Source organism: Roseovarius sp. W115, from assembly GCF_032842945.2.
Classification (GTDB): Bacteria; Pseudomonadota; Alphaproteobacteria; order Rhodobacterales; family Rhodobacteraceae; genus Roseovarius; species Roseovarius rhodophyticola.
The window spans coordinates 2,044,826-2,064,402 of record NZ_CP146606.1 but is presented as its reverse complement, the minus strand read 5'-3'; the positions used below and the strand labels follow the sequence as shown (position 1 = coordinate 2,064,402).

The following is a 19,577-nucleotide window of genomic DNA, read 5'->3' as shown; positions in this document are numbered from 1 at the left end:
TTACACGCTAGATTAGAAAATTGTTGGTGGTGAGCTCAAAAGCTGAGCTGGAAAATACATCCACTGACGCCTCTTGGCATTTGTCATTCACAAATGTAATTGTGGCCGCCGTGTCAGACGTTTGGGTGATGGTGATGTCTTCGAATTCATCCACTTCATCAAGACGAGATAGATCAATTCGATCAACGCCCGCTTCCCAATCAACAATCGTGCCGCCTTTGCTTTTGCCCTGGAACCCAAAGGTGTCTGCACCATCGCCGCCAATCATTACGTCAATGCCCCCGGTTGACACCAGAACATCGTTGTCATCTCCGCCATCCAACAGGTCTCGGCCCCATCCGCCCTCGAGGTAGTCGTTTCCGTCCCCGCCAAACAGGATGTCATTGCCGCCATCACCAAAGACAAAATCGTTGCCGTCACCGGCGGTGATCAGGTCATTGCCGCGATTGCCGTGAATGTTGTCGGCCCCATCCGTGCCCAAAAGGTTGTCTGAACCATCCGTTCCGGCCTGATGGGCAGGGGCGTTTGCAATAGGTTCAAACGCATCGATCCCGTCGAATACGCCCTTGGCTTGGACCGTAACATTCTCCTGGGTGACTGTGTCGCCATACACTTTAAGCGTGCCGAGTGGATCCTCGTCATGCGCACCGCCGCCATCGCCTTGTTGAGAGCGAATGGCGATCAAAGAGTAGTCACCACCCGCATCCTCGCCATAAGTGATGTCCGCAATCTCAACAGTATGGCCACGCAAAATGATCTGGTCCCCATCCTGTTCAGAGAAATCAAGCAAGGTGTCATTCCCGATGCCTTCAACCCAGTGGTCATGCACTGCATCGTTTTCGCCTGCAACTTTGCGCCAGTTGATAGAGCCATCGTCTCTGGTGTGTTTCGCAAGTACTACGGCCGTCGCGTTGAGCAACATATTAAACGTGAACCGGTCCTTGCCTTGCCCTCCGGATATCACGTCATTTGTCGTGGAGGGGTCAACGGGTGGGTTGATCCGACCCTCGGCCCCATCGGTTTGCGCCGGATCCGGTTCGCCCGCATCGGCATATACGCGAATGTAGTCGCGCCCTGCGCCGGCAAACACGGTTTGCGCGCCAGCTCCGATTTCGATGTGGTCCGTTGTCTTGATGCTTGCTGGTGCCGTGATGATCTCTTCGCCGTCGGTGGAGGACGCAAAGCTTTGCACACCTCCATTGAACTCAGCGAGTTGATCGGCCTCGGCAAGCCGGTCGACACCGTCGAAAACGCCCGAGGCCTGGACCTTGATGTCCTCTAAATTGACCTTGTCGCCATAGACCTTGATCGTGCCAAGCGGGTCTTCGTCATGCGCGCCAGTTTCGGTGTTGGCACCCCCGGCGCCGCCATTACCCTGTTGACTGATGATACGAACAAGGGAAAACTCCCCACCTTCATCTGCACCATAGGTGATGTCGGCAATCTCGACCGTGTGACCGCGCACGACGATCTTGTCACCTTCGGACTTGTTGTAGTCCATGATCATGTCATTGCCGATGCCTTCGACCCAGTGATCATGCACATTGTCATTCTCACCAGCCACTTTGCGCCAGTTGACGTGACCGCGATCATTGGTGTGCTGCGCAAGAACTTCTGCGCGCGCATTCAAAAGCGCATGAAATTCAAATCGATCTCCCCCGGCACCACCGATAAAGACGTCATCCGAAGCACTTTCGGAAAGCGAAGGATTGACCCGGCCGTCGGCACCATCCGTTTGGGCAGGGTCCGGCTCACCGGCGTCACCATAAGAAATGAACCGGTCTCCACCTGCGCCGCCATTGACCGTCTGCGAGCCGCTACCTGCCTTGATGAAGTCCCAGCGTGATGTGCCTTCGAAATTCAGATCAATGCTTTCTGGATCCTCCGCGACCCATTGGGGCTGCACAATTTCACGCTCGGGCGTGGAGGCCGGAGCGGTCGCTTCGCCGTCGCTGAGCTCATCCAGTTGATCCACACCATAGAAAACCTTGGCCTTCACATTGATGTCGTCCTCTGTGACCTTGTCGCCATAGACTTTGATTGTGCCAAGCGGATCTTCATCATGCGCGCCGCCACCATCGCCTTGTTGCGACCGCAACGCGATCAGGGAGAAGTCGTCCCCGTCATCTTCGCCATATGTGATTGACGCAATCTCTACGGTGTGTCCGCGAATGTCGATCTTGTCGCCATCCTGATTTGAAAAATCCAGGATCGTGTCATTGCCAATGCCTTCAACCCAATGGTCGTGTACATTGTCATTCTCACCCGCCACTTTGCGCCAGTTAACTGAGCCATCGTCGCGCGTGTGTTTTTCAAGGATTTCTTCCTTGGCATTGAGCAACAGCCGGAATGCAAATGTGTCTTTGCCTTGCCCGCCCGCCAAAACGTCATCTGCGGCTCCATCCGGAACGGCTGGGTTAACACGGCCGTCCGCACCATCTGTTTGCGCGGGATCCGGTTCGCCGCCATCCGAATAGCTGAAAATCAGGTCATTGCCACCGCCTGTGTCAATCGTCTGGCTGCCTTCGCCGGCATGCACCACGTCGCGTTGGCGATAGAGGCTCCCGTCGTAATTGTCACCGTCGGTGTTCGTGTAAACCTCCTGTGTAACCCCAGCATCAATGGCGCCATAGACCGCATCGGCGTGGTAAAGGCGATCAATCCCGTCATTGGTATTGGTCACCTTCACATCATCCAGTGTGACTTCGTCGCCATAGACTTTGATCTGACCCAGCGGGTCCTCGTCATGTGCGCCTGTGGCTGTATTGGCGCCACCCGCGCCGCCGTTGCCCGGTTGGCTGATCACAGTGATCAGCGAATACGCGCCCCCTTCATCCTCGCCATACGTGATGGATTGGATCGTTGCCGTGTGTCCTTTGATTTCGATTGTGTCACACTCAGCCTTGGAAAAATCCGTGATGGTATCGAAGCCAAACCCATTGACCCAGTGGTCGTGAACATTGTCATTTTCGCCCGCGACCTTGGCCCAATTCGTGCGCCCAGCGGAATTTGTGTGCTGGGCAATGACCTCTTCCTTCGCATCGATGAGTGCGTGGAACTCAAACCGATCCGCACCGTCACCGCCGGTCAGCGTATCATTCGCAGTCTCTGCTAAAACAGCCTCGGTTACGCGACCATCAGAGCCATCGGTCTGGGCCGGATCTGGTTCTCCAGCATCGGCCAAAGAAACGATCCTGTCATTTCCACCCCCGCCTTCTACATTCTGAGCACCACTTCCCACGATAATGCGGTCATTTCTATTCGTTCCGTTGAAGTCGTCTTCCACTTTCATTCTCCGTCTTGTGTCGCGTCGTTATGCAGGCGGGGAGCCTTGGATCTTGCGCGCGTTTTCTGCGCCAAATTCCGACGAAGAGCTGGGCAAAAGCATGGCGGGAAAGCACACAATTCTGCCCTAGTTGACGATTCTGAACCACTTGAGTCTCTGGTGGAAAACTTGGCACTGGATAGCCAAGCGCTTAAAAGAAAAGAAACTTTAGCTGCCGCATTCGCTCGTTAAACACGTGTGTGACAGGCAAAAAACGCTGCAACTCCATCGGCGGAGTTCTGCGCAAAACCGGCCTCACAAGAGCAACAGAAAATGACAGTCTTTGTCTTGAGTCCAAGAGTGTTTCGGAGGTGCAAACAAAGGATGCTTGAGACAACAAGCAAACATTGGCTTTTCGTATTTCCGGCAGCAAGCCTTTCAAACCAAAAACGATTGGCAGTGCGCGTCAGATGACTGCTGTGAGCCCAAACCTACCAGGAGGTCAGCGATCCAATTGGGCGAAAAGCATTATCCAATGTGCGCCGACTACAGACGGTGATTTGACTAGCACTTCCAAATCGTTCTCCGCATCTGTGGTGACTTCGAAGTTTCGACCGACCAGTGTTGCAAGGCGAAACGTTTCTAAGAATATGCTGGGCCAATCATGCTCAGAAATCTCTATACTTCCGAAAATACGAAAGAACTTTCCATCTCCCCGTGGCTCAAATCTTTCCGGTTGGAACGGAACTTCTTGCGCAGCCCAAACCGCAATCTTCTGGGCTTTCTCCAGCTTTCCGGTCTCGGCGAGAATTTGAACGGCAATATCCATCGTTCGCATCTTAGTTGGTAAGTGCTATGGAGCCAACGGCAACAAAGTCCGCGGAGCTGTCACCAGATCATGACGAAATAACGTTTCCACTACAACAACCTAAAGCGCTGCGCCTTTAACCTGAAACCTCAGCGAAAGGCGAAACGCGTGCACCGATTGAGTGTCGCGCGGCGTTTCGCGATCATCTGCGTCTCAGGTTCATCGCGAAACGCTTTAACAGACAGAAATTCTCAAACACAGACACTCGGCACGGATCGAGACACGAATGGGCAACGGGTCTCACAGCCTCCCTCAAACATCTTAAGAAACTCTTCACCCCACCGCACGGCGCAGTAACCCGGCCCTCTACCGACCCGCGCACCGACGCGACACCGACGTTTTACCGACGTGATACCGACGCGCCAAATCTCTTGTTTTTCAGGAGTTAACCCAAGTTTCGCGGCCCTCACGGCGGAATCTGGCAAAATCCATGTCGCAATCAGACGGGCGTGGCCCCTTTGCTGCGGTCCAACCTGACCGTAACGGAGGAGGCCCGGCCCATGAACACGCATTACCGCGACACCCGCAAGATCGACCCCACACGCGGTGCCACGCTTGGGGACAACACTCCCAACGACGCGGACCGAATTGAGATCGGCCCCACCCAACTGGCCTTCCGGGAATGGGAAGCGGCGGGCCTGCAACTGCCAGACCTGCAAGCCATGCGCCGCTACCGTTGGGAGCGTCTGACCAAGTTCATTCAGGATCGCGACTATGCCGGTCTTCTGGTCTTTGACCCGCTCAATATCCGCTACGCCTCTGACAGCACCAACATGCAGCTGTGGAACACCCATAACCCGTTTCGGGCTCTGCTGGTCTGCGCCGATGGCTACATGGTGATCTGGGATTACAAGAACTCTCCTTTCCTCAGCACTTTCAACCCCTTAGTGCGCGAACAACGCTCTGGCGCCGATCTCTTTTACTTTGACCGTGGGGACAAGGTTGATGTGGCCGCAGATGTGTTTTCCAACGAGGTTCGTCTGCTCCTCGAAGAGCACGCCCCCGGCAACAAGCGCCTTGCTGTGGATAAGGTCATGCTGCACGGGTTGCGCGCGCTTGAGGCGCAGGGATTTGAGATCATGGAAGGCGAAGAGCTCACCGAGAAATGCCGTGCTGTCAAAGGCCCCGACGAAATCCTCGCCATGCGTTGTGCCAGCCATGCCTGCGAGACCGCCGTCGCGGAGATGGAACGTTTTGCGCGTGAAAGCGTGCCCTCGGGCAACACATCTGAGGACGACATCTGGGCTGTGCTGCATGCCGAGAACATCAAACGCGGCGGTGAGTGGATCGAAACCCGCCTTCTCGCCTCAGGCCCCCGCACCAACCCCTGGTTCCAGGAATGCGGCCCGCGTATCGCCCAGAACAACGAAATCATTTCCTTTGATACAGACCTCGTCGGCAGCTACGGCATTTGCGTGGACATTTCCCGCAGCTGGTGGATCGGCGATGAGAAGCCCCGCCCTGACATGATCTACGCTATGCAGCACGCGCATGAGCACATCATGACCAATATGGAAATGCTCAAACCAGGCGTCACTATCCCTGAACTCACCGCAAACACCCATGTACTAGACGACAAATTTCAGAAACAGAAATACGGCTGCCTGATGCATGGAGTGGGGCTTTGCGATGAATGGCCTCTCGTGGCTTACCCTGACAAGGCCGTTGAAGGTGCCTTCGACTACGCGCTGGAACCCGGCATGACCCTTTGTGTGGAAGTGCTCGCCGGTGAAGTTGGCGGAGATTTCTCCATTAAGCTGGAAGATCAGGTGCTGATCACCGAAGACGGGTATGAAAACCTGACGAAATACCCGTTTGACCCCGCACTCATGGGCCTGACCTAAAACTCAGACCTTCCGCGCAAGTGTTTCAGAATCGGCCCGGACTCTCACCTTGCCGTGACACATGTGCGACTCCACTGGCGAAACAGTGGGCGGCTTCCTACCCTTTGTGGCAACACCAAAGAAAGGAGGCACCCGCGTGCCGACCGAGAAATTCACCTTTCGGGGCCATGCCGGGCACGAGCTTGCTGCGCGGCTGGATTTGCCCGAGGGGCCACATTTGGCGACGGCGCTTTTTGCGCATTGCTTCACCTGTTCCAAGGACATCCCCGCCGCCCGGCGCATTTCGGCGCGGTTGGCGGGCTTGGGCATCGCTGTTTTACGATTTGATTTCACCGGCTTGGGTCATTCCCAGGGCGAGTTTGAAAACACGTCCTTTCGCAGCAACATTCAGGATCTCGTTCTCGCGGCCGAAGCGCTGGACGCCAAAGGCATGGCTCCGAGCCTGCTCATCGGACACAGTCTTGGCGGGGCTGCTGTTTTGGGGGCTGCACGGCAAATTGACAGCGTGCGGGCTGTCGTGACCATCGGGGCGCCCTTTGACCCCGAACATGTCACCCACAACTTTGGCGGCGCATTGGCCGAGATTGAATCGCGAGGCGCGGCTGAGGTGCTTTTGGGCGGGCGACCCGTAAAGATCGGAAAGTCGTTTGTCGAAAACGTGCGGTCTGAAAAACTGGAAGAGGACATCGCAAATCTCAAACGTGCCCTTCTGGTCCTACATGCCCCGCATGACAAAATCGTTGGCGTGGAAAACGCAGCGCGCATTTTCACCACCGCCAAGCATCCCAAAAGCTTTGTGACGCTGGACAATGCCGACCACCTGATCACAGCTCCCTGCGACGCTGAATACGCTGCCGAGGTGATCGTCACATGGGCCAAACGTTATTTGGAATTCCGCATTCCCGCCCCACCCCCAGGCGCACCGGAAGGTGTCTTGCGGGTGAGCGAAGCAGACCCGGACGGCTTCCTGCAAGACATCAATGTCGGGGCCAAACATCACCTCGTTGCAGATGAGCCCGAAGCCTATGGCGGCACGGACCGAGGCCTGTCTCCTTACGGCTTTCTTGCTGCCGGATTAGGGGCGTGCACCTCTATGACGATCCGTATGTACGCACGTCGGAAAGCTTGGCCATTGGATCATGTAAGTGTCGATGTCACCCATCACAAAGTGCATGCGCAGGATGCCGACGCCCCAAGCGACGAAAAGATTGATCAGTTCACCCGCGTGATCCGCCTGACTGGTAATCTGTCGGCGGAACAACGCGACAAGCTGATGGAAATTGCCGACAAATGTCCCGTGCACCGCACGCTTGAGCGCAGCTCAGAGATAATCACAAAGGCAGCGTAGCCTCAGGTCAGACGTGGTTGCCGTAATGCTCGACCATCGCCGTCAGATCATCTGGCGGCGTGTCAGCCTGCAGATAGGCGCAGACATTCGGGCAGAGCGAGAACACCGAACCATCGGAAAAGAACGACGTGTCGGTGACAAAGATCACCCGCGTTTCGGGGTTGCGAATGCTCGCCAGATCGGAAATCGCCAGCGCGCTACTGCCCTTTAACACTAGATTAAGAATTACGACATCATATGAACGTTCCGCCAGGGCTGCGATTGCGCCGCTCTGATCCGTTTCAAGGCGGACCTTGATTCCGTGACGCTCTAAATGGCGTTGCCAGACCTGTCCAAGAGACAGGTTCGTTTCGACGATCAAGACACGCAAGGGACCCACCCGAGTTAATGATCTAAAAATTTAGTAAATGCATCTTCAGTGGTGCGCCTCAAATCTTAACAAATGGTTAATTTGCCTGTTCACATTCCCGTTAGGCTTGATCCCGCTTGTTTTCGGTGCAGGTTTCGGTTTCAACACAGTTCTGCACTGGAAAGGCCTTCTGATGACCACTTTCATAACCATTTGCGACACCTGTAAACGCGAGGACTGGGACGAGACCAAAAACGACCGTACCCATGGTGAAGAGCTCGCAGAGCTGGTTGAGGCGCAAGCGCAGGGGCGCTCTGTCGAAACACGGCGCGTGTCCTGCCTGATGGGGTGTACCCATGGCTGCAACATCGCGATTCAAGCTGAGGGCAAGCTTTCTTACACGCTTGGGCGGTTTGAGCCCAACCCAGAAGATGCCGAGGCCATCGTTGACTACGCGGAGCTGCATGCCCAAAGCGACAGCGGCCAGGTTCCGTTCAAGCAATGGCCACAGGGAGTCAAAGGCCACTTCGTGACTCGCATCCCGCCCCTGCCCGGCGACGGCAAAGTCTGATGAGCAAACCGGCGCGAGATCACGGTGGCGGCCTTGATGCCGCCATCGAGCGCTATGGCGGTACGCGCGCGGACTGGGTGGATCTGAGCACTGGTATCAACCCTGTGCCTTATCCAGTTGGCGATATTGGCCCCGAGGCATGGACAGCTCTGCCGGACCAAGCGGCGATGAACCGTCTTCTGAAAGCCGCTCGGTCGTTCTGGAACGTGCCGGACGATGCAGAGATCGTGGCAGCCAACGGAGCGTCAGCGATCATTGCCAAAGTGCCCTACCTCACAAATCACGTGGGCGGCGCATATATCCCTGGCCCCACGTATAACGAGCACGCAGCGGCTGTAGAGGCGTGCGGGCACAGCTGGGTCACGGATGACCCGGACGATGCTTATCTGCATGTTTACGTTCACCCCAACAATCCAACTGGCAGGATGTGGAACGCAAACCGGATGGGCGGACGCCCCCTGACTGTCATTGACGAAAGCTTCTGCGACATGACGCCCGGGGAAAGCCATATTGGCCTGACGGAAGGTCCGGGTATTCTTGTTTTGAAGAGCTTTGGCAAATTCTGGGGGCTTGCAGGTCTTAGGTTGGGTTTCGCCATTGGCGCACCTGAAACCCTATTCCCCGTGGACCGTTACAAACTGCCTTTGCAACCCGAGAAGAAAATGCCCATCGCCAGTCTCGTGGATCACCTTGGACCCTGGGCTGTTTCGGGACCGGCAATGGAAATAGGGGCGAGAGCGCTGAGCGATCACGATTGGGTTGAAACGACGCGTGCACGTCTGGCGAAAGATGCCAAACGTTTGGATGCATTGGTTGATTGGCCATTGGTGGGCGGAACGGATTTGTTTCGCACCTATGAGGTGCCCGATGCAATTGAGATGCAAGACAGGCTTGCCAAGGGGCGCGTCTGGTCGCGCATCTTCCCTTACTCGAAAACCTGGCTCCGTCTGGGCCTGCCAGCGCCGCACCAATGGGATCAACTTGAGGCCGCGCTGTGACGGTCTTCGCTATCCTCGCGCTGGCGCTTTTGCTGGATGCACTCTTTGGTGAACCCCGCTGGCTTTGGCAGCGCATCCCGCATCCCGCCATCCTCATGGGCCGTGCGATAGAGCTTGGCGACCAATGGCTCAATCGCGGTGCAACCCGGCAGTTCAATGGCGTGGCCCTGATGCTCTTGCTAGTTCTGGCCGCCTTAGGTCTGGGTCTATTGTTCCAGACCTTTGGCGCGTGGGCCGAGATTATCCTTGCCGCCATTCTTCTGGCGCACCGCTCCCTCATTGATCATGTCGCCGCCGTGGCCGACGCGCTGCGCCTGTCCCTTGGAGATGGTCGGCACAGCGTGGCCATGATCGTGGGCCGCGACACCTCGCATATGACCTCTGCAGGTGTCTCGCGCGCCGCCATCGAATCCGCTGCCGAAAACTTCAGCGATGGCGTCATCGCCCCAGCCTTCTGGTTCCTTGTCGGCGGCTTACCGGGTCTTTTCATCTACAAGATCACCAACACCGCCGACAGCATGATCGGCTATCGCACGCCCCGGCATGAAGCCTTTGGATGGGCAGCAGCGCGCTTTGATGATCTGCTCAATCTTATTCCTGCGCGTCTCACGGCTGCCTTGCTTGCACTGGTCTTTGGCCTGTTGAACGCCTGGCGCGATATCCAAGCCGATGCCCGGCTGCACCGGTCGCCCAACGCCGGTTGGCCCGAAGCCGCCATGGCGCGCGGTCTGGGCGTATCCTTGGCAGGCCCACGATCCTATGGCGGCGAATTGTGTGACTTTCCCTTTGTACATGCCCATGGCCGCAAAAATGCAAACCCCGCCGACATCGACGCCGCCTGTCGTGCTCTTTGGATGGCCTGGGGCTTGACCTTTCTCTGTGTCTCGACGCTCGCACTCTTCGTGTAACCAACGAAAATCACACCTGAAAGCTTTGCCCGTATCCCATAGCACGCTAGATTGCCGGTGAAGGGACGGTTTGGGGACGACTATGAAAACATATGTACTTGCCGGACTGCTCAGCCTGTGCGCCGGATCAGTGGCCGCTCAGAGCTGTGGCGGAAGCTTTTCGGGTTTTGTCGACACACTGAAATCCGAAGCCACATCAAAGGGTCACGACGCCGCCACCGTTGATCGTTTTTTCGCAGCCGTGCGTCAGGATCAAAAAGTCCTGCAAGCCGACCGCAGGCAGGGTGTTTTCCAAAAACCCTTCACCGATTTTGCACGCCGCCTGATCAGCGCCAACAGGCTCAACACTGGCATATCCAAGGGTCGTCAGTTCGCATCAACCTTCGACCGGATCGAAAATGAATACGGTGTCAGCCGCGGTGTCCTGCTCGCCTTCTGGGCATTTGAAACCGATTTCGGCGGTTTTCAGGGGGTTTCAATACGCTGAACGCATTGGTCACGCTCAGCCATGACTGCCGCCGCCCCGAACTTTTCCGCCCACAGGTCTTCGCCGCGTTGGAGTTGTTTGAGCAGGGTGACTTCGACCCCGTCCGCACCACCGGCGCCTGGGCCGGTGAGATTGGCATGGTGCAAATGCTGCCGCGCGATATTCTGGAAAACGGTGTGGATGGCGACGGGGATGGCAAAGTCGATCTCAAACGCTCTGCCAAGGACGCGCTTATGTCAGGCGGGAAGATGCTGCAATCTTTGGGCTGGCGCGCTGGTGAACCTTGGCTACAGGAAGTGGACGTGCCTGACACACTTGATTGGTCACTAAGCGGGTTGCGCACCACAAAACCCGCCTCTGACTGGGCGGCACTGGGTATCACACCGCGCCACGGCCAAATCGCCGATGGACTGGAGGCCAGCCTGATCCTGCCGCAGGGGCGCAAGGGGCCAGCCTTCCTCGCCTATCCGAATTTCCGCGTGTATTTCGAGTGGAATCAAAGCTTTGTCTACGTCCTGACCGCCGCCTATTTTGCCAACCGCCTCGAAGGTGCGCCGGTGTTTGACGCGGGCACCCCAGAGCCGGGCCTTGCTGGAGAGCAAATGAAAGCGCTGCAACGCAAACTGGCTGATCGCGGCTATGATGTGGGTAAGATCGACGGCATTCTCGGCGCAGGCACTCGCGCTGCTGTTCAGGACGTGCAAAAGGAACTTGGTATGCCTGCCGATGCCTGGCCTACGGCGGCGCTTCTGAACCGGCTATGACGGAAGCCCCGTTCGAGATATTTCTGTCAACGGCACCGGGGTTAGAGCCTTATCTTTTGAAAGAAACGCAGGAGCTTGGCTTTCACGAGGCCAAGGCGACGCCCGGTGGTGTCAGTTTCATGGGAACCTGGCCGGATGTCTGGCGCGCCAACCTGTGGTCGCGCGGCGCCTCACGGGTGTTGGCGCGTATCGGGTCTTTCCGCGCCTTTCATCTGGCACAGCTCGACAAACGCGCGCGCAAGTTTCCCTGGGGTGACCTATTGCGCCCGAATGTGCCTGTGCGGGTCGAAGCCACGTGCAAAAAGTCCAAGATCTACCATGACAGAGCCGCGGCCCAACGCATCGAACGCGCCATCCATGAAACACTAGGCGCCCCCATCACCAAAGACGCCAGCCTGCGCCTTATGATGCGGATTGAGGATGACCTCTGCACGTTCAGCCTCGACACCAGCGGCGCGCCTCTGCATCAGCGCGGGTTCAAGCAATTCGTCGCCAAAGCGCCCATGCGCGAAACCATGGCCGCTCTTTTGCTGCGCGCTTGCGGCTATACCGGCACCGAACCGGTGGTTGATCCAATGTGCGGCTCTGGCACGTTTCTGATTGAAGCCGCAGAGATGGCCAAAGGGCTTGCTTCGGGTCGGACACGAAGCTTTGCGTTTGAAGATCTCGCGAGTTTTGACAGCGCCGCATGGGAAACACTGCGTGCCGCAGAAAAGCCGAACGACCCGGATCAAAAATTCCTTGGCTTCGATCGCGACACAGGTGCCGTGAAAGGCGCAAATGAGAATGTAGCACGGGCCGGGGTTGCTGACGTCATTTCCATCACACACCAGCCCGTGAGCAATCTTAACCGCCCTGATGGCCCGCCCGGTCTGGTCATCGTGAACCCGCCTTACGGAGCCCGGATCGGCACCAAGAAACCACTCTATGGGCTATACGCAAGTCTCGGGGAACGCTTGAAAAATCACTTCTCCGGCTGGCGCGTGGGTCTTGTGACAACCGAAGCTGATCTGGCCAAAACAACCGGTCTTCCGTTTATCCAACCCGGCCCTCCGATCGCCCATGGTGGCCTGAAAATCAAACTGTGGACAACGACCCCGTTGCCCTAGTTCACGGCACCTCACCAAAGCTTTACCGAACTTGCTGATCGAATTGCAGAATTCGTGCGTATCTGTCGTCAAACGCGCGTGAAAAAACGTGTCGAAATTCGGGCCTAAAGGTCCACGAAGGAGAGACGCACACCATGGCACTTCTTGCCACAAACACCCCAGTCGCAGGGCTGCCGCTTTCGCCGCGGTGGCCTCTGTCGCGGTTTGGTGTGCTCTTTGCCTGGATCGCTGTGGTGATCTACGCCGCCTCAAATTCCATTGTGACGCAGCTCGTTGATATTGGTGCCGCCAATCCTGTCGGCAATGGTCGCAATGCGATCACCTATTCCAACCTGCTCTTGCTGGGGTCGCTTCTATCGGTGATCCCGATGGCCATCCTGTTTCGCAAGGACCTGACCCGCGACAACATCCAAGCGCTCAAACCTCGGGACTGGCGGGTGATGACTCTCTCGGCCTTCCTGTCTTCCGCCCTGACGCCGGGGCTTTTCTTCTTCGCGCTGGCCAATACGACCGTCACAAATGTGATTCTGATCAGCCGTATCGAACCGCCTCTGTTTCTGCTGGCCGCCTGGTTTGTGTTCAACGAACGCTTCCCACCCCGCGCCATGATTGCCGGGCTTATAGCCCTGACCGGTGCCGTCGTGATGATCAGCATGAACGAACATGGCGGCATGATGGGTCTGGGCATCGGCGAATGGGCGGCCGCGGCGGCAACCTTGTCTTATATCGCCTCTACGCTCGTGACCCGCAAAAGCCTGCGTGACGTGCCGATGGGTATCTTTTCCGTCTACCGGACCATCGTCGGTGCGGGCATATATTTCGTGCTGGCAATACTCATCTTCGGACCGGACACATTCCGTGATCTGTTGTCGCCTGTGCTCTGGAGCTGGATCTGGGTCTATGCCGGTGTGGTCATTGTCTTTGGCCAAATCGCCTGGAACCTCGCGCTCAAGCATGCCAGCTCAAGTGACCTGGCTCTTGCCACGTCCTTCTCGCCTCTGGCCGCAATTCTGATTGCGATGCTGCTGCTTGGCGAGAACCCTGGCGCGGGACTGATCCCCGGTGCCATTCTCATCGCTGTGGCTATTTTCATAGGCCGGATGAGCGGTGCGAATGACAGTCGCATGATCGACGGGGCCAGCGCCAGCAAACAAGCGCGTGTCCACAGCGTTCCGGGACAACCTTGCTTGGGTAGCGATTGTCATGATGCTGCGCAGTCTCCAAATACGCACCTGTCTGTCACGATTAAGAAGCGACGACCGCCGGACCTCTTGCGCCTGGCCAGAACGACAGCGCCACCCGGTCGGCAACTGAGCGGTTAGACCGCTCAGGCCACCATCTGTTCGGCTTTCTTGAGATCAACGGAAACAAGCTGACTGACACCTTGCTCGGCCATGGTCACGCCAAAGAGACGATCCATCCGACTCATGGTGACCGCGTGATGCGTAATAATCAAAAACCGCGTTTGCGTTCGGCGGCACATCTCGTCCAGCAGATCACAGAAACGGCCAACATTGGCATCGTCCAAAGGCGCATCGACCTCATCAAGCACACAAATCGGTGCCGGATTGGCAAGGAACACCGCAAAGATAAGCGCCAGGGCCGTGAGCGTCTGCTCCCCCGACAACAGGCTGAGCGTCGCCAGCTTCTTGCCCGGCGGCTGGCACATGATCTCAAGACCGGCCTCCAGAGGATCATCACTTTCAACCATCACCAGGTTGGCCTCACCGCCGCCAAAGAGATGTTTGAAGAGCAGAGAAAAGTTGGAGTTGACCTGCTCGAAAGCCGTGAGCAATCGTTCGCGACCTTCCTTGTTGAGCGATGCAATACCATTGCGCAACGTGCGAATGGCTTCTTCCAGATCCGTCTTTTCCTCCAGCAACGCCATATGCTCTTGCTCAATCTCTCGGGCGTCCTCCTCAGCGCGTAGATTCACCGCTCCCAGCGCATCACGCTGACGTTTCAGGCGATTCACATCTGCCTCAATCGCATCCGCAGCTGGCATCGCCTCTGGATCAACATCAAGCTTCTCCAGCAGGGTTTCCGGCGTCAGCTCAAGCTCTTCCGCAATACGCGTGGCAGCCAATGTCAGGGTTTCACGCGCCGCTTCAGCCCGCGCATCCGACCGCGCCCGCGCCTCACGCGCCTCTCCTGCGGCGCGCTCTGCGTCGCGCTCTGCGGCTACGGCATCACGCGCCACGGCTTCCGCCTTTGACAGAATATCAGCAGCCTCTGCACGGCGCGCTTCGGCCTTGGTGATGTCTTCGCTTAACGCCGCTCGTTTGTTGGCAAGCTCATCTGGCTTGGCCATGGCCTCCTGAAGTTCGGCTTCGCTTTCAACCTTGCGCTCCGCCAATTCCGCACTGCGTTTCTCGGCGGTTTCCAACCGGTGCCGCCACCCGGACAGTTCTTTTGTTACCTCCTGCGCCCGTTTGGTGCGCGCCTCGCCCTCACGGCGCAGTTCATCATGCGACGACCGATGCGAAATCATCGTGATCCGCGCAGCCTCAACCGTCATCTTGATGTCTTCAACCTGCGCACGCGCCGCATCCAGATCGCCAAGGTCACCCAGCGCCGTCTCAGCTTCTGACAAGGCATCCCGCGCAGTCAGCGCCTCTTCGGCATGCCGCGTCACCGCCAATTTCAGGCTTTCCAGCTTCGATTGCGCAAGGTTGCGATCCGCCTCCGCGCGCGACAGAGCACGATTTGCGTCTGCCATGGCACTATCCGCCGCCCGACGCGCTTCTCTGGCAGCACGGTCAGCTTCCGTCGTATCGGTCAGCCGAGTCTTGAGCGTATCATGCGCTGCAGCGGCCCCTTCGGCGCGCGCGTTGGCATGTGAGAGTTGTTGTTTGAGATCTTCCAATCGGTTGAGCTGTTGCAGGCGCAAAGCGGCGGCCGAAGGCGCATCTTCGGCCCAGGCACGATACCCGTCCCAGCGCCACAGATCCCCTTCGGTACTGACCAGCCGCTGGCCGGGCTTGAGGTCTGACTGAAGCTTGGCCCCTTCGTCCGGATCAACCAAACCAATTTGCGAAATACGTCGGGCCAAAACACCCGGAACGGTGACAAAGTCGCTGAGTGCCGGAACGCCCTTTGGCAGGGCTTGTGCGGATGAATACTGCGACAGGTTCACCCAGCCAGACGGGCCATCGCTCTCAACAGCCGGAGCGCGCAAATCATCCGCCAAAGCTGCACCCAGAGCCTTCTCGTACCCTGCATTGACCTGCACCATGTCGACGATCTGACCACCCTCAGCGGTGTCGCGCTCCAGAAGTCGTGCCAAAGCCGATGCCTCAGCCGAAAGCGCATTGACCTCGCCTTCTGCCTCCGAACGTTCGGCGCGTGCTTCCGCTTCGCGCGCCTGTGCATCAGCCCGCGCTTCATCCGCTGCAGTCAGCGCTTGCTCTGCTGCGACGGCGGCCGAAGCAGCTTCGGTTTCTGCTTTTTGGGCTGTTTCAAACTGTTCCGATGCCTCAGCAACCGCGGCTTCTGCGGCCTGTGCGGCGTCTTTCGCGTGGGTCGCTTGGTCCTCAGATTTTTGCAGCGTCGTCTTATGATCTTCCACCAAACGCTGCACAGATTGATGCCGGGCCGCCAACCGTGCGACATCTTCGGTCAGTTGCGACAGGTCGGTTTCCCGTGTCTGCAACACAGCCGCCGCATCCTGCGCTTCCTTTGCAGCCTCGGCCACGCGGTCTTCGTGCCCCTCAGTCGCCTTGGCCAGTTCTTTGGCCTCCCATTCGAGCCGCTCGATGGTCTCGCCCGCGTCGCGGTTGAGATTACCCTCGCGCTCCATATCGAGCTCAAGTTGCTCAATGCGCGCCTGCAAGGTCTCAATGCGATCCTGCGCCGCCTGTTCCTGATCGGCCAGAGTATCGCGACTGACCATCAAGCGCTGCAGAATTGCGGCGGCAATCGCCTCTTCCTCGCGCAGCGGTGGCAAGGCTTCCTCAGCGCGCTGACGCAATTTGGCGGCTTCACGTGCCGCGGCCTCGGCGCGACCAGCCTCTGCCGTGCGCTCTGTCAACTCCTGCTCAGCAGTGGCCCGCACGACATCGGCCTCTTTCCAACGCCGGTATAGCAACAGACCCTCGGCCTGCCGCAGCTCTTCCCCAATTTGGCGATAGCGCATGGCCTGCTTGGCCTGTCGCGCCAACTGCGCCAATTGTCCGGCAAGCTGTTCAATGACATCATCCACGCGGGTCAGATTCGTTTCTGCCCCCTTCAGCTTCAATTCGGCCTCATGCCGCCGCTGATAGAGGCCCGAAATCCCCGCCGCTTCCTCAAGAATACGCCGACGCGCCGTGGGTTTGGCATTGATCAACTCTGAAATCTGACCTTGCCGGACCAGGGCCGGGGAATGCGCACCCGTCGACGCATCGGCAAAGAGCATCTGAACATCACGCGCCCGCACATCCTTGCCGTTCACCTTATAGGCGCTGCCCACGTCCCGGGTGATCCGGCGCACGATCTCAAGATGATCGGCATCGTTGAACCCCTGCGGGGCAAGGCGCTCGGAATTGTCGATATGGATGCTGACCTCTGCAAAGTTGCGCGCGGGCCGCGTTGCCGCACCGGCAAAAATCACATCTTCCATGCCCGAACCACGCATCGAGGTGGGTCGGTTTTCTCCCATAACCCAACGCAACGCCTCAAGCAGGTTCGACTTGCCACAGCCGTTTGGCCCAACCACACCGGTCAAACCATCCGAGATGAACAGGTCGGTCGGATCCACAAAACTTTTGAAGCCTGTCAATCTGAGCTTGGAAAACTGCACGCGTGTCGATCCCTCTTACCTGGCCGATCTGGTTTTATAAGTGATTCCAGCCTTGGAAGCATATGGAACGCCAGCCGGAGCCATGGAGTCAACGCAAAACCCCTGTATGTGGCTATACTCTGCCAGTTATCCACAAGATATTGAATAAACCTTAAGAAAGCTTCGGCGAGAAATGCCGCTCAAAAGCTGCTGGAGGTCGGAATCTTTCTTGACGGGGCGTGTGGTCAGTCTCATACCAGAGAGGCAAGGTTCCCCGCGCAATGTGCAAAGCACTGGGGATGAAACTGGGAATGACGTGACAGCGGACCCATTCAGGGCGCCAAATCGTCAGCCGCCCCCGCGACTGTAAGCGGAGAGCACCCATCGCAGCGCCACTGGGATGACCCCGGGAAGGCCGATGGATGCACCGACCCGCGAGCCAGGAGACCGGCCTTCGTAGAACCTAATTCAACGGCTCGGGTGAGAGCCGTAAAAGGAGACAAACTATGACGACCCTGGTAAAATCCACCTCCAGATCCTCTGTCTTGCCAATCGTGGCGGCTCTGGTTTTGGGCTTTGGCATCATCACCGTTGCCGGACATGTCCAAGCCGCAGCTCTGCACGATGCGGCTCATGATGTGCGCCACGCAACTGGCTTTCCCTGCCACTAAGCCATGTTTCAGAAAATTCTGACCAGCGCGCTGTTCGCTGGCTTCTGCGCAGGGCTGCTGGCAGCCGTGTTGCAGTTCGTATTCGTGCAACCTGTGTTGCTCCATGCCGAACTCTATGAGGGCGGTGATCTGGTGCATTTCGGGGCTGACCCTGTGACTGCGCACCCCGAACTTCCCGGCTTTGACGCCATGCGGGATGGGCTGAGTGTCCTCTTCTCAGCGCTAATATACGTCGGGTATGCGCTTATCCTCGTGGCCGCCATGGCTATGGCAGCAGAGCGCGACATCCAAATCGACGCGCGCAAAGGGCTGCTGTGGGGCATCGCCGGATTCGTTACGTTCCACTTTGCTCCAGCATTCTCGATGCCTCCCGAGGTTCCCGGTGTTGCAGCAGCAGATGTTGGGCTTCGGCAAATCTGGTGGTGGTCAACGGTCACTGCAACCGGGATTGGCCTGATGCTCTTAGCCTTTGGATCCAACTGGGTGGCTTGGGGCGCTGGATTTGCGCTTATCTTGGCACCACATATTTGGGGCGCGCCGCATCCTGATACCCTGATTGGACCGGTTCCACCTGAAATTGCCGCGCTCTTTGCCAGCCGCGCGCTTGGTGTTGGGCTGATAGTTTGGGCGATTCTTGGCGCACTTGCAGGCTACTTCTGGCAAAGTGAAAACCAGGAAGAAGCCATTGCATAATCTTTCTGTCCCGGCGTTGCGTAGCGCCGGGATTTGTTTGAAAGGGTTCTGAAATGCCAAAGACGATCATTTTTCTGATCATCGGACTGTTCTTTGGAACAGGTATTGGGTTTCTCATCGCTGCCACAAGCGGCGCACAGCTCGAAGGGCATGAACATGGGTCTGCCGTGCATGACCACAGCGCGCATGATCATGGCGGACACGAAGGCATGGACCACTCGAAGATGACAGACGTGTCTGACAAGCCACCGACCCTTAGCGTTGTGTTACATCCAGATGGCCCCCAAAGCCGCAATCTTGAGATTGTGACCACGAATTTCGAATTTGACCCGGTCGGCGTCAACGGCGAGCATGAGCCGGGGAAAGGGCATGCGCATGTTTACATCAACGATGTGAAAATCACCCGTGCCTATGCACCGTGGTTGCAACTTTCTGCCTTGCCCAAGGGTGAACACACCCTGCGCGTGACGCTAAATGCCAATGATCATTCGCATCTGGCCGTCAATGGTGAGCCGCTCGAAGTAATCAAATCCTTTGTGATCGAATGAGAACTTACGCTGGCACCCGGCCCACGAGGCAATGTCTCAGACGCCCAGCCGGTCGTGCGTCTTCGATCCAACCATCAGGCATGTCCATGTACATCTTTGCGAAAGCCAAAGTATCGGCCAAGTCCCGATCAGGATCGATATCACCAAAGAGATACGTGGCCTTACCCGCAGCCGAAAACGCGACGGAAAGTGCCCGCGCGCAATTCGACATGCAGATGTGGTCCTGTACCTCAAAGGTCAGTCCGTGCTCTGCGATGGCAACTCGCAACATCTCAGCGAACGCAGGTCCATCCACGCCTTCACAAGATGAACAAACCACAATTCGGTGCATCGGCATTTCCTCTCAAATCGCCGATAGGCCATGGCAGCAGCACTGACAAGCCCTTCAAGGAGAA

15 protein-coding genes, 1 pseudogene and 1 riboswitch are annotated in these 19,577 nt (G+C 57.4%); of the genes and pseudogenes, 11 read left to right on the top strand and 5 right to left on the bottom strand.

The window, feature by feature from the left end; all coding sequences use genetic code 11:
* Positions 1-7 precede the first annotated feature (7 nt).
* Both RZS32_RS10385 and RZS32_RS10380 read right to left on the bottom strand, forming a co-directional pair.
* Positions 8-3,292, bottom strand: coding sequence for a calcium-binding protein (locus RZS32_RS10385; RefSeq protein WP_317056907.1), 3,285 nt, complete (start codon positions 3,290-3,292; stop codon positions 8-10).
* 475 nt (positions 3,293-3,767) lie between these two features.
* Complete coding sequence (locus tag RZS32_RS10380; RefSeq protein ID WP_317056906.1) at positions 3,768-4,094, bottom strand: hypothetical protein; 327 nt, start codon at positions 4,092-4,094, stop codon at positions 3,768-3,770.
* 539 nt (positions 4,095-4,633) lie between these two features.
* Here RZS32_RS10380 and dddP point away from each other — a divergent pair.
* Both dddP and RZS32_RS10370 read left to right on the top strand, forming a co-directional pair.
* Positions 4,634-5,977 carry a dimethylsulfonioproprionate lyase DddP gene (gene dddP, locus RZS32_RS10375; protein WP_317057894.1) on the top strand — a complete coding sequence of 448 codons (1,344 nt, stop codon included), beginning with the start codon at positions 4,634-4,636 and terminating at the stop codon, positions 5,975-5,977.
* Between the two features lie 136 nt (positions 5,978-6,113).
* Positions 6,114-7,325, top strand: coding sequence for a bifunctional alpha/beta hydrolase/OsmC family protein (locus tag RZS32_RS10370; RefSeq protein ID WP_317057893.1), 1,212 nt, complete (start codon positions 6,114-6,116; stop codon positions 7,323-7,325).
* 7 nt (positions 7,326-7,332) lie between these two features.
* On the opposite strand, the gene RZS32_RS10365 is transcribed toward RZS32_RS10370, so the two are convergent.
* A complete protein-coding gene (locus tag RZS32_RS10365; protein WP_339106613.1) occupies positions 7,333-7,704 on the bottom strand; it encodes a response regulator in 372 nt (123 codons plus the stop codon).
* A gap of 163 nt (positions 7,705-7,867) precedes the next feature.
* On the opposite strand from RZS32_RS10365, the gene RZS32_RS10360 reads away from it, so the two are divergent.
* The 6 genes and pseudogenes from RZS32_RS10360 to RZS32_RS10335 all read left to right on the top strand — a co-directional run bounded on the left by RZS32_RS10360 (position 7,868) and on the right by RZS32_RS10335 (position 13,833).
* Positions 7,868-8,245 (top strand): DUF1636 domain-containing protein, encoded by a 378-nt coding sequence (locus RZS32_RS10360; RefSeq protein WP_317056904.1) that lies wholly within the window; start codon positions 7,868-7,870, stop codon positions 8,243-8,245.
* The gene (locus RZS32_RS10355; protein ID WP_317056903.1) at positions 8,245-9,243 is read left to right on the top strand and encodes a threonine-phosphate decarboxylase; all 999 of its coding nucleotides are present in this window, start codon (positions 8,245-8,247) and stop codon (positions 9,241-9,243) included. Before RZS32_RS10360 ends, RZS32_RS10355 begins: the two co-directional genes overlap by 1 nt.
* Positions 9,240-10,151 (top strand): adenosylcobinamide-phosphate synthase CbiB, encoded by a 912-nt coding sequence (gene cbiB, locus RZS32_RS10350; protein ID WP_317056902.1) that lies wholly within the window; start codon positions 9,240-9,242, stop codon positions 10,149-10,151. Before RZS32_RS10355 ends, cbiB begins: the two co-directional genes overlap by 4 nt.
* Before the next feature lie 82 nt (positions 10,152-10,233).
* Positions 10,234-11,402: pseudogene (locus tag RZS32_RS10345) on the top strand (lytic murein transglycosylase).
* Entirely contained in the window at positions 11,399-12,511 is a 1,113-nt protein-coding gene (locus RZS32_RS10340; RefSeq protein WP_317056901.1) for a THUMP domain-containing class I SAM-dependent RNA methyltransferase, read from the top strand. Before RZS32_RS10345 ends, RZS32_RS10340 begins: the two are co-directional and overlap by 4 nt.
* A gap of 134 nt (positions 12,512-12,645) precedes the next feature.
* Entirely contained in the window at positions 12,646-13,833 is a 1,188-nt protein-coding gene (locus RZS32_RS10335) for a DMT family transporter (protein WP_317056900.1), read from the top strand.
* Between the two features lie 5 nt (positions 13,834-13,838).
* Here RZS32_RS10335 and smc read toward each other — a convergent pair whose 3' ends face one another.
* Positions 13,839-17,291, bottom strand: a complete 3,453-nt coding sequence (smc, locus tag RZS32_RS10330) for a chromosome segregation protein SMC (protein ID WP_339106612.1) — start codon at positions 17,289-17,291, stop codon at positions 13,839-13,841.
* A 230-nt stretch (positions 17,292-17,521) separates the two neighbouring features.
* Positions 17,522-17,740, top strand: a riboswitch (cobalamin riboswitch).
* A 36-nt stretch (positions 17,741-17,776) separates the two neighbouring features.
* Here smc and RZS32_RS10325 point away from each other — a divergent pair.
* Genes RZS32_RS10325 through RZS32_RS10315 form a run of 3 tightly spaced genes read left to right on the top strand, consistent with a single transcriptional unit; the run spans position 17,777 to position 19,182 of the window.
* Positions 17,777-17,941: a CbtB domain-containing protein gene (locus RZS32_RS10325; protein WP_317056899.1), complete on the top strand. Its 165-nt coding sequence runs from the start codon at positions 17,777-17,779 to the stop codon at positions 17,939-17,941.
* A 3-nt stretch (positions 17,942-17,944) separates the two neighbouring features.
* Positions 17,945-18,634 (top strand): CbtA family protein, encoded by a 690-nt coding sequence (locus RZS32_RS10320; protein ID WP_317056898.1) that lies wholly within the window; start codon positions 17,945-17,947, stop codon positions 18,632-18,634.
* Between the two features lie 53 nt (positions 18,635-18,687).
* The gene (locus tag RZS32_RS10315) at positions 18,688-19,182 is read left to right on the top strand and encodes a hypothetical protein (protein ID WP_317056897.1); all 495 of its coding nucleotides are present in this window, start codon (positions 18,688-18,690) and stop codon (positions 19,180-19,182) included.
* Between the two features lie 4 nt (positions 19,183-19,186).
* Here the strand turns inward: RZS32_RS10315 and RZS32_RS10310 are convergent, their stop codons facing one another.
* A complete protein-coding gene (locus tag RZS32_RS10310; protein ID WP_317056896.1) occupies positions 19,187-19,513 on the bottom strand; it encodes a DUF1636 domain-containing protein in 327 nt (108 codons plus the stop codon).
* Positions 19,514-19,577: the final 64 nt, after the last annotated feature.